This window comes from Collinsella sp. AF15-51 (assembly GCF_003462845.1).
Classification (GTDB): Bacteria; Actinomycetota; Coriobacteriia; order Coriobacteriales; family Coriobacteriaceae; genus Collinsella.
Genome location: NZ_QRYG01000033.1, coordinates 1 through 8,695 on the forward strand (window position 1 = coordinate 1; position 8,695 = coordinate 8,695).

Genomic DNA, 8,695 nt, shown 5'->3' on the forward strand with positions numbered 1-8,695 from the left:
ATTGGCGAAAATACGTTGGTGAAAATGGTGAAAAATATATTGACGCTAACACCAAGGCGATACTCGCCCACGACATCTCCCCCGTATGGGTCCCCTCCCCCGAGGTCGAGGGCATCAGGGACCTCGCCGGCGCCTACGACGGGGCGACCGCGCGCCTGGCGACCGCCAAGCAGCGGCTGCTCGCCTTCCTCGCAAAGCGAGGGTTCGCCTACGGCGGCACCACGCCCGCCGGCAACCCGAGGAAGTACTGGACCTACGACTTCCTGAGGTGGCTCGACAAGGTCAGGCCGGAGGACGATGGCGGGGTTCGGACGCTCGCCGCTCTGAGGAGCGAGGTCGAGGCCGCGGCGGAGGCCCGGGCGGATCTGCTCTCCGAGTACAGGGCGGCCGTGGATGCCAGCCCGATCGCCGCGGAGGTGGCCGCCCTCCAGTCGATCAAGGGCTGCGCCTTCGCGCTGGCCGCAGCCTTCTCGGCCGAGGTCGGCGACTTCACGAGGTTCCGTTCCGGAAGGCAGGTCACGGCCTATTTCGGCCTCGCGCCGAGTCAGAGGTCGAGCGGCGACTCCGTGCGGCTCGGAGGCATCAGCGGTGCGGGCAACGCGCTCGTGAGGAAGCTGGCCGTTGAGGGTTCATGGTGCTACGCCGCGGCGCGGCACCAGCCGAAGCTCATGCCGAGGGACACGGGCGTGCCCCTCGAGATAAGGATGCACGGGAGGAAGGGATCCGAGCGGCTCCTGCGGCGGCGCGAGGAGATGCTCGCCCGCGGCATGCCCCAGGCGAAGGCTAACGCGGCCACCGCGGCCGAGCTCGTGAGGTGGCTCTGGGCCCTCGGCATGATGTGCCGGGAGGGCGCGGAATAGACATAGCCCCCGCCCCGGCGAGCCGGGCGGCCTTCGGGGATACCCCCTATTTCGCTGTGCGCGCGGAGCCCTCCGCATGCGCCTCGACAGACTTGGGGAACCCCGCCGAAGGAATGGAGTGCGGGCCGACAGAACGGTATCCGCGGATATGAGACTGAGCCGAAGGCGTCGATGACATGCCGGGGGCGGACCGGGACGGGTTAACGGCAGGCCCCGCCGACCGATTGCAAGCGGTCGGCGGGGCCATTGTGGCTCTTGACAGCGGATTGGGTCATATGAGCGAAAACCCGCCAGAGCGAGCAAGGTGCCTTGAAACGAGGCGGCATTGATCTTTTGATCATGCCGCCGAAGTTGAAAGGCAGATTGCCGTTCTGGCGGGTTTGCAGCGTCAACTAGTTACGCGGTTCGTAGAACCGCGTAACCCCTAGAAACGGTTGCCGCGGAAGCCGCCGCCGTTACGGCCGCCACGGTCGCCACCGCGACCGCCGCGGTCGTTACCACGGTTGCCGCCAAAGCCGCCACGGTTGCCACCGCGATCGCCATAGCCACCACGGTTGCCACCAAAGCCGCCGCGACCGCCACGGTCGCCGCCACGGTCACCAAAGCCGCCACGGCCACCGCGATCGCCACCGCGACCGCCGCGGTCACCGCCACGGCCACCGCGATCGCCAAAGCCGCCGCGACCGCCACGGTCGCCGCCACGGCCACCGCGCTCGTCACGGCCGCCGCGAGGACCGCGGTCCTCGTCCAGGCCCATGGCGACGAGCGGAGCGATGACCTTATCGAGAGCGGCCATCAGCTCGGTGGCCTCCTCGTAAGAAAGCTCGGGCAGGAGCTTCTCCTTCTTGTTGGCAAGCTCGACCAGGCCCTCAGCGGCATCCTCGGCAGCGAAGACAACGATCTTGCGCATATCGCCCTCGGCGTCGTCGATGCGGCCGACCAGATCGGCAGCCTCGGCCTCGGCCATCAGACCATCGAGCTCACGAAGGCGCATGCCCAGCAGGTCGGACATTTCCTTCTGCTCCATCTTGGGCTTGAGGTCAAGGAGCTTAATGGCGCGCTCGATGTTCGCCATGCGCTCGGCCTTGGCCTCCTCCTCCTTGGAAATAGCAAAGCGACGGCTACGCAGCAGGCGAGCGGCCTTCTGCATCTTGTCCATCAGCTCTTCGTCATCGTAATCAGCGGCGGCCTCGACAACCTCGGCCTCCTCCTCGGCGGAAACCTCGTCAGCAGCCTCAACCTCAGCAGCTTCGGTCTCCACGGTCTCGACTGCCTCGACCTCGGCAGCCATGGTCTCGTTCTCGGTCTCGTTCATGATCTCTTCGTTCTCAGACATGAGACTCCTTCTTGGCCCTCTCGGGCATCATCGCCCCATTCGCGGGGCCCGTCGCGCACTCTTTGCGCTTTATACATTCATGCCTCTCGGCAAAACGTCCATTAGTTTATGGTGTCGCCATCCAATCTAGCTGCAGAATCTATGTGCACACATTAATGCGACATGTGCGACTCGCGGCGAGCGTACACCAGCGACACCGCGAACCCGACAACGGCAATCACGGCCGCCACGCGCACGGCGGCTGCAAATCCTATCGCCTGGGCAACGTCCGACGCAACGCCTGCGGCGCCAGCAGCCACCGCAGAACTCGAAAGCAGGCCGATAAACAGCGACGGACCAAACGACGCGGCAATCATGTTCCACGTGTTAAGCAATGCCGTTCCGTGAGGATGCTCAGCGGCGGGAAGCGTCTCCAAACCGGCGGTCTGCGAGGGGCTCAGTACCAAACCGACGCCGGCATACACCACAACGGTCAGCAGCACGACAACGCCGATGTTCATGCTTGCCGCGGTCATCGAGATTGCCGTCTGCCCCACAGCGATCAGGGCAAAGCCGACCGGCAGCAGCGGCCACGCACCACGGGCATCCATCACGCGTCCGCCCACAATCGAGGTCACGGCGTTGCAGGCGATCGCCGGCAAAATGAGCAAACCCGCGACAAGTGCGGTCATGCCGTATGCGCCCTCAAAATAGAGCGGCAACAAAACGCTCATCGAGAACGTCGTCATCATCGACACCACCACAAGCAGGCATGCAGGCCAAAAACGAACGCTCGCCATGGGACGCACGTTAAGCACCGGATGCTTGAGCTTGAGCTGACGAACCGCAAACAGGCCGAGCACCACAACAGCGGCGAAAAGCGTCGCGATACCGGCCATCACATTGGTCGAGAACTCGCCTACGGAATACACGAACGCCGTAATGCCGGCAGTGAGCAAAACAACCGACAGAATATCAAGCGTGGTGTTCGAGCGCTCTCCGACATTCCGAACGAGCTTTGCTGCCGCCGCGGCGACCACGACACCGCCCACCAGCGGCACTACGAACACCGCCCTCCAGCCAAACAACGTGCACATAAGACCACTAATCACGGGCCCAAACGCCGGCCCTAGCGTAATGCAGGCACCGCCCAGGCTCAGATACAGACCGAGCTTCTCGCGCGGAGCACAAGATAGCACCACATTCATCATGAGCGGAAACAAGATGCCCGATCCCGCAACCTGCAAAATACGACTTGGCAGCAAAACGGTAAACGACGGGGCGACCAGGCACAGGACTTCTCCGGCGACCATGCATCCGCATGCGAAAAACAGCAGCTTGCGCGTCGAGAAACGACCGGACAGAAAGGCCATGATAGCCGTAAAGATCGACGTCACGATCATGTATCCCGAAACGAGCCACTGCGCCGTGGTAGCGCTCACCGAAAAGACCGCCATGATGTCGTGCAACGCCACGTTAATAATGTTCTCGTTAAACGCGGCGACAAAGGCTGCAATATACATTACGACGAGAAACGCCGCAGTGGCCGATGGCGCTACTTGAACTTGTTGCTGAGATTTGCTCCCCATGCATTTCCTTCCTCTTGGAACGACAATCGCATCGCCCCGGAGGAACAGTCCAGGGCGAGAATGAGCCCTAGACTTACGCCAGACGCCGCAACACGACGAATCTGGCCACATGGTCCAACGTCGAAAGATTGTAACGCTGACGCGCAGCTTTCCTTCCGCGCTATTATTAAAAGTCCACGAAAGCACGAGACATGAGGAGCCCGCCATGATTAAGCCCATCATGAAATCCGAGTTCTTTTTGCGCCTGCCTTCCGAAGACGCGGGGCCCGATGATGCCGCGACCGGGCAGGACCTCCTGGATACGCTCCATGAGCATGAGCACGAGTGCGTGGGCCTCGCCGCCAATATGATCGGCGTGCGCAAACGCATCATCTGCGTAAAGGACGGCAGCAAGTCGCTGCTTATGTACAACCCGCAGATTCTTGAGCAGGTCAATGCCTACCAGACGAGCGAAGGATGCCTCTCGTTGATCGGTGAGCGCCCCTGTACCCGCTACCGCCGCATTAAGGTGGAGTATTTGGACGAGAACTTCGTCCACCGCATCAAGAACTTCTCGGGCTACACCGCCGAGATCATCCAACACGAAATCGACCACTGTTGCGGAATCGTTATATAGTTCCGCCGATTCAAGAAAGCTCCCTGCAGCAAAACAACTGCAGGGAGCTTTTCATAGTGCGGAGCTTCTATCCCACTAGCTCTGACGGTAATGGTCAAAGAAGTCGGCGAGGTCTTCGAGGGACTCCTTGAGCACTTCCATGCGCGGCAGGTACACGATGCGGAAGTGGTCGGGCTCGGCCCAGTTAAAGCCGCCGCCGCGGGTGATCAGGATCTTCTTCTCGTGTAGCAGGTCAAGGGCAAACTGCTCGTCATCGGTGATGTTGAATTTCTTGACATCCATCTTGGGGAAGATATAGAACGCCGCACGCGGCTTGACCACCGAGATGCCGTCAATCTTGTTGAGCGCCTCATACACAAAGTTGCGCTGCTCGTAGACACGGCCGCCGGGACGGATGTAGTCGTTGACGGACTGGTGTCCACCGAGTGCCGTCTGGACGATTGACTGAGCCGGCACGTTGGAGCACAGGCGCATGTTCGAGAGCATGTTGATGCCCATAATAAAGTCGCTCATGCAGCGCTGGTTGCCCGAAAGCACCATCCAGCCAATACGATAGCCCGCAATCATGTGCGACTTGGAAAGGCCGCTAAAGGTGACGCAGGGCAGGTCGGGAGCGAGCGAGGCAATCGAGACGTGCTCGTAGCCGTCCATGCACAGGCGGTCGTAAATCTCATCGGCAAAAATCATGAGCTGGTGTCTGCGCGCGATCTCAACGATGCCCTCGAGCACCTCGCGCGGATAGACCGAGCCCGTGGGGTTGTTGGGGTTGATGATGACGAGGGCCTTGGTCGCGCTCGTGATCTTGGACTCCATATCCTCCAAGTCGGGATACCAATCCGCTTGCTCATCACACAGATAGTGAACGGGATGACCGCCGGCGAGGGTTGCGCACGCCGTCCAGAGCGGATAGTCGGGGCTGGGGATCAAAATCTCGTCGCCATTGTCGAGCAGCGCGTTCATCGAAAGCTGAATGAGTTCGGACACGCCGTTGCCCGTGTAGATGTGCTCCATCTGAACATTGGGCAGGCCCTTGATCTGCGAGTACTGCATGATTGCCTTGCGCGCAGAGAACAGGCCGCGCGAGTTGGAATAGCCTTCGCAGTCGGGCAGCTGCTGGCGCATGTCCTTGATGACCTCATCGGGCGTGCGGAAACCAAAGGGTGCCGGATTACCGATGTTGAGCTTGAGGATGCGCTCGCCTTCGTCCTCCATACGGGCAGCCTCGTCGACGACGGGGCCGCGCACGTCATACAGGACGTTCTCGAGTTTGGCGGATTTAGAAAAAGTACGCATGGTGGTGCTCCTTGGAATTTGAGCTGAGGGATGGGGTTCGGGCTTGGAAACGTTGCGGGGCGATGATGTCTCGCCTTGGTCGGCGTCACCGGCGATCAGCCAGGTAACATCGACCTCCAAAATACGGGCGAGCAGTTCTGCCACATCGCGCCGCGGAATCGTCTTGCCGCTCACATATTGGCTCATCTGACTCTTGCCGAGTTTTTTGCCGAGCATCTCCGATGCACGGATTACGTCCGACTGGCGGACGTCGCGATCGGACATAGCCTGTCGCAGGCGATCGCAAAACGCCTCTTGGGCCACAGGAACCTCCTTGCTGGCAAAGTTCAATTTATAGAACACGAATTGAACCAAAGTTCAATTTAGGCAGCAGTATAACGCGCCACCTCATTCGAAAGTTCAATTTCATAAGAAAATGTACCGGACTCTGAGATTTGCCCAAAGCGGACAATGACGTGTACACGTTTAGAGGTATTCGAGGAAACGAGCCGCCGCAAGCGAAACGTCAGCGGTGCGGCATATGGCGTTGATCTGCCGATGGGGATGCCCTTCGAGCGAACGCACGGCAACATCGAACTGGCAGCGGCGCAAGATGAGCGCGGGAAGAATGCTCACGCCCAGGCCGTCCTCGACCATAGCCATAATCGCATAATCATCCCAGGTCGACAGCTTAGAGCGCACCGCCAGGCCCGCGCGGCGGAACAGCGGCGTGATCTCGTCGTCGCTACCGCGTTCCAGCAGAATAAACTGCTCGTTGGCCAAATCGGCAAGGGAAACGATCTCCGCGGTGGCAAGCGAGGAGTCCGCTGGCACCACGGCCATCAGCTCGTCTTGCACTAACGGCCGCGACGCCATGCCGGCGCCGCGTGGCTCACGCGGGATAAAGCCCAGATCGCAGCGGCCCTCTGCCACCCATTGTTCAATCTCTGAGTAATCGCCCATCAGCAACTCATAATCGACGTCCGGGTGATCGGCGCGAAAACGCGCAATCACCGGCGGCAACACGTGGGTCGCCACACTCGAAAACGTACCGATGCAGATTTTGCCGCGCATGAGCCCGCGCATCTCATCCACCCGTCGTTGCAGGCGGCCAAACTCTTCGCATAACGCCTCGACTGCCGGCATGACCTGCCGCCCATCGGCAGAAAGCACTACGCCCTCGCGGCTTCTATCGAGCACTTTAAAGCCCCAGTCGGCCTCGAGATCGGCCACCATACGGCTCACGCCCGACTGCGAATAGCTCAGCCGCTCGGCGGCGCGCGTAAAACTGCCGGCGCGCACGGTCTCGAGCAGCACCTGCATCTTTTGAATATTCGTCTCCACGGCACCCCTCCACCTTTGCATGAGTCTTTGTCATGTTATCCATGCATTATATTCGCTTTTCTTCTAAAGCCAGTTCACCCATAGTGAACATGCTCGGATATAGAGGGGATGTCAGCACATGAACAACGGACTGTTTGCGTACTTAGCAGCATTGCTATTGTTTGGCTCCAACGGCATCATCGCCGCCGTCATCGCACTGCCGAGCTCCGATATCGTGCTACTACGCACGTTTTTGGGCGCACTCTCGCTTGCCGCCATCCTCGCCATCACCCAACGCCATAAGTTGCAGGCGCCATCTCGCCCCCGCGAAGCCGCAGCCCTCCTCCTCTCGGGAGCCGCGCTGGGCGCCAGCTGGATTTTTCTGTTCCGCGCGTATCAGACGATTGGCGTCGGCGTCTCCTCGCTGCTGTACTACTGCGGTCCCATCATCGTCATGGCCCTCTCACCGCTTATCTTTGGCGAAAAACTGACCGGCGGCAAAATCGCCGGGTTTATCGCCGTCGCCTGCGGCGCTTTTCTCATTGCGGCGCAAGGTCTCGGCGGCAATATGCCCATTGTGGGCATCGTCTGCGGCATCGCCTCGGCCTTCTGCTATGCATTGATGATCATTGCCAGCAAGAGAGCGCCGCACATCGAAGGCCTCGAGAACTCCGCGCTCCAGGTGAGCGCTGCCTTTGTGACCGCGCTTGTCCTCACACTCGCCACTCAGGGAGTCCCCTCGTTCTTATCCCCCGGCATCGCCGCAGGCATAGATTGGCGCGCCGTCGCTATGCTCGGCGTCGTCAACACCGGCATCGGTTGCCTGCTCTACTTTAGTGCCGTCGCCAAGCTGCCCGTGCAGACCGTCGCGGTCGTCGGCTACCTCGAGCCACTTTCGGCCGTCGTATTCTCCGCCATCCTCTTGGGCGAAGCCATAACGCCGGTCCGCCTGATGGGCGCCGCGCTTATCATCTGCGGCGCGATCTTTTGCGAACTCGCCGGCAAACGCGCAAGCGCCAAGGCCGGTATCGCCCAGGCAGCACGCGCCTAAAAGCCCCTCTTCAGTTTCAAAGCAGGGTCTGTCCGCGGTTATCACATTGCAGCAGAACCATTCAGCGGATGCGCCCCTATTTTGAAATGCTACCTGCGTACGTGAATAATCCCCAGCTGGGGATTATTGTCTTAAATAATCCGATGAGCCACACTGCTCATATATGTATGAAGACGGCATAAAAGTACGCCTACGGCCTCGCCATCGAGCGCACGCAAACGATCCTGCTGCCCGTCTCCAAGTACATTGATCAGCTCGACCGTCTGCGCAACGACGAGACCTATCCCGTGCCCGCCGACAACCTCGTGTTTCTCACCAACAGCCCCGACCCGCTCACGCTCGACCGCGACGTGCTCTACTCCATCCTGGACAAACACCCCAAGCGCGCCAAGGCATACTGGTTCATCAACGTACATGTCACCGACGAGCCCTATACGCACGAGTATTCCGTCGAGACCTTTGGCACGGACTTTTTGTTCCGCGTGCGCTTGGACCTGGGCTTTAAGGTCAACCAGCGCGTCAACGCCTACCTGCGCCAGATTGTTGGCGACCTGATGGCGTCGGGCGAGCTACCGCCGCAGCATCACACCTAAGCGTCGCCGATACGCCCGAACAGGGCTTATAGGACAAAATGTGTGTCTACTTTAGGGGCATCGGCGCAGGTCGATG

At 60.4% G+C, this 8,695-nt stretch carries 7 protein-coding genes and 1 pseudogene; 4 read left to right on the forward strand and 4 right to left on the reverse strand.

Features of this window, described 5'->3' with window-relative positions; translation table 11 throughout:
• On the forward strand, nucleotides 1-860 hold an 860-nt coding region (locus DWW51_RS09995), incomplete at its 5' end, for a transposase (RefSeq protein WP_147344083.1).
• A 424-nt stretch (nucleotides 861-1,284) separates the two neighbouring features.
• Here the strand turns inward: DWW51_RS09995 and DWW51_RS10000 are convergent.
• Both DWW51_RS10000 and DWW51_RS10005 read right to left on the reverse strand, forming a co-directional pair.
• On the reverse strand, nucleotides 1,285-2,196 hold the full coding sequence (locus tag DWW51_RS10000) for a hypothetical protein (protein WP_117774394.1): 912 nt from the start codon (nucleotides 2,194-2,196) through the stop codon (nucleotides 1,285-1,287).
• A gap of 152 nt (nucleotides 2,197-2,348) precedes the next feature.
• Nucleotides 2,349-3,698 (reverse strand): MFS transporter, encoded by a 1,350-nt coding sequence (locus DWW51_RS10005; RefSeq protein WP_231501643.1) that lies wholly within the window; start codon nucleotides 3,696-3,698, stop codon nucleotides 2,349-2,351.
• A 271-nt stretch (nucleotides 3,699-3,969) separates the two neighbouring features.
• On the opposite strand from DWW51_RS10005, the gene DWW51_RS10010 reads away from it, so the two are divergent.
• The gene (locus DWW51_RS10010; RefSeq protein WP_117774396.1) at nucleotides 3,970-4,380 is read left to right on the forward strand and encodes a peptide deformylase; all 411 of its coding nucleotides are present in this window, start codon (nucleotides 3,970-3,972) and stop codon (nucleotides 4,378-4,380) included.
• 75 nt (nucleotides 4,381-4,455) lie between these two features.
• Here the strand turns inward: DWW51_RS10010 and DWW51_RS10015 are convergent, their stop codons facing one another.
• Nucleotides 4,456-5,937, reverse strand: coding sequence for an aminotransferase class I/II-fold pyridoxal phosphate-dependent enzyme (locus tag DWW51_RS10015; protein ID WP_117774399.1), 1,482 nt, complete (start codon nucleotides 5,935-5,937; stop codon nucleotides 4,456-4,458).
• Nucleotides 5,938-6,138: 201 nt separating this feature from the next.
• The gene (locus DWW51_RS10020; protein WP_231501644.1) at nucleotides 6,139-6,996 is read right to left on the reverse strand and encodes a LysR family transcriptional regulator; all 858 of its coding nucleotides are present in this window, start codon (nucleotides 6,994-6,996) and stop codon (nucleotides 6,139-6,141) included.
• Nucleotides 6,997-7,114: 118 nt separating this feature from the next.
• Between DWW51_RS10020 and DWW51_RS10025 the strand changes: the two genes are divergently transcribed.
• Entirely contained in the window at nucleotides 7,115-8,026 is a 912-nt protein-coding gene (locus tag DWW51_RS10025; RefSeq protein WP_117774398.1) for a DMT family transporter, read from the forward strand.
• Between the two features lie 194 nt (nucleotides 8,027-8,220).
• Nucleotides 8,221-8,613: pseudogene (locus DWW51_RS10030) on the forward strand (potassium transporter Kup); the annotation flags it as partial.
• Nucleotides 8,614-8,695: the final 82 nt, after the last annotated feature.

What these genes read in the sequence shown, in the direction of transcription:
- DWW51_RS10000 (WP_117774394.1), bottom strand. Translation starts at nt 2,196, where the DNA reads ATGTCTGAGAACGAAGAGATCATGAACGAGACCGAGAACGAGACCATG.
- DWW51_RS10005 (WP_231501643.1), bottom strand. Translation starts at nt 3,698, where the DNA reads ATGTATATTGCAGCCTTTGTCGCCGCGTTTAACGAGAACATTATTAAC.
- DWW51_RS10025 (WP_117774398.1), top strand. Translation starts at nt 7,115, where the DNA reads ATGAACAACGGACTGTTTGCGTACTTAGCAGCATTGCTATTGTTTGGC.
- DWW51_RS10015 (WP_117774399.1), bottom strand. Translation starts at nt 5,937, where the DNA reads ATGTCCGATCGCGACGTCCGCCAGTCGGACGTAATCCGTGCATCGGAG.
- DWW51_RS10010 (WP_117774396.1), top strand. Translation starts at nt 3,970, where the DNA reads ATGATTAAGCCCATCATGAAATCCGAGTTCTTTTTGCGCCTGCCTTCC.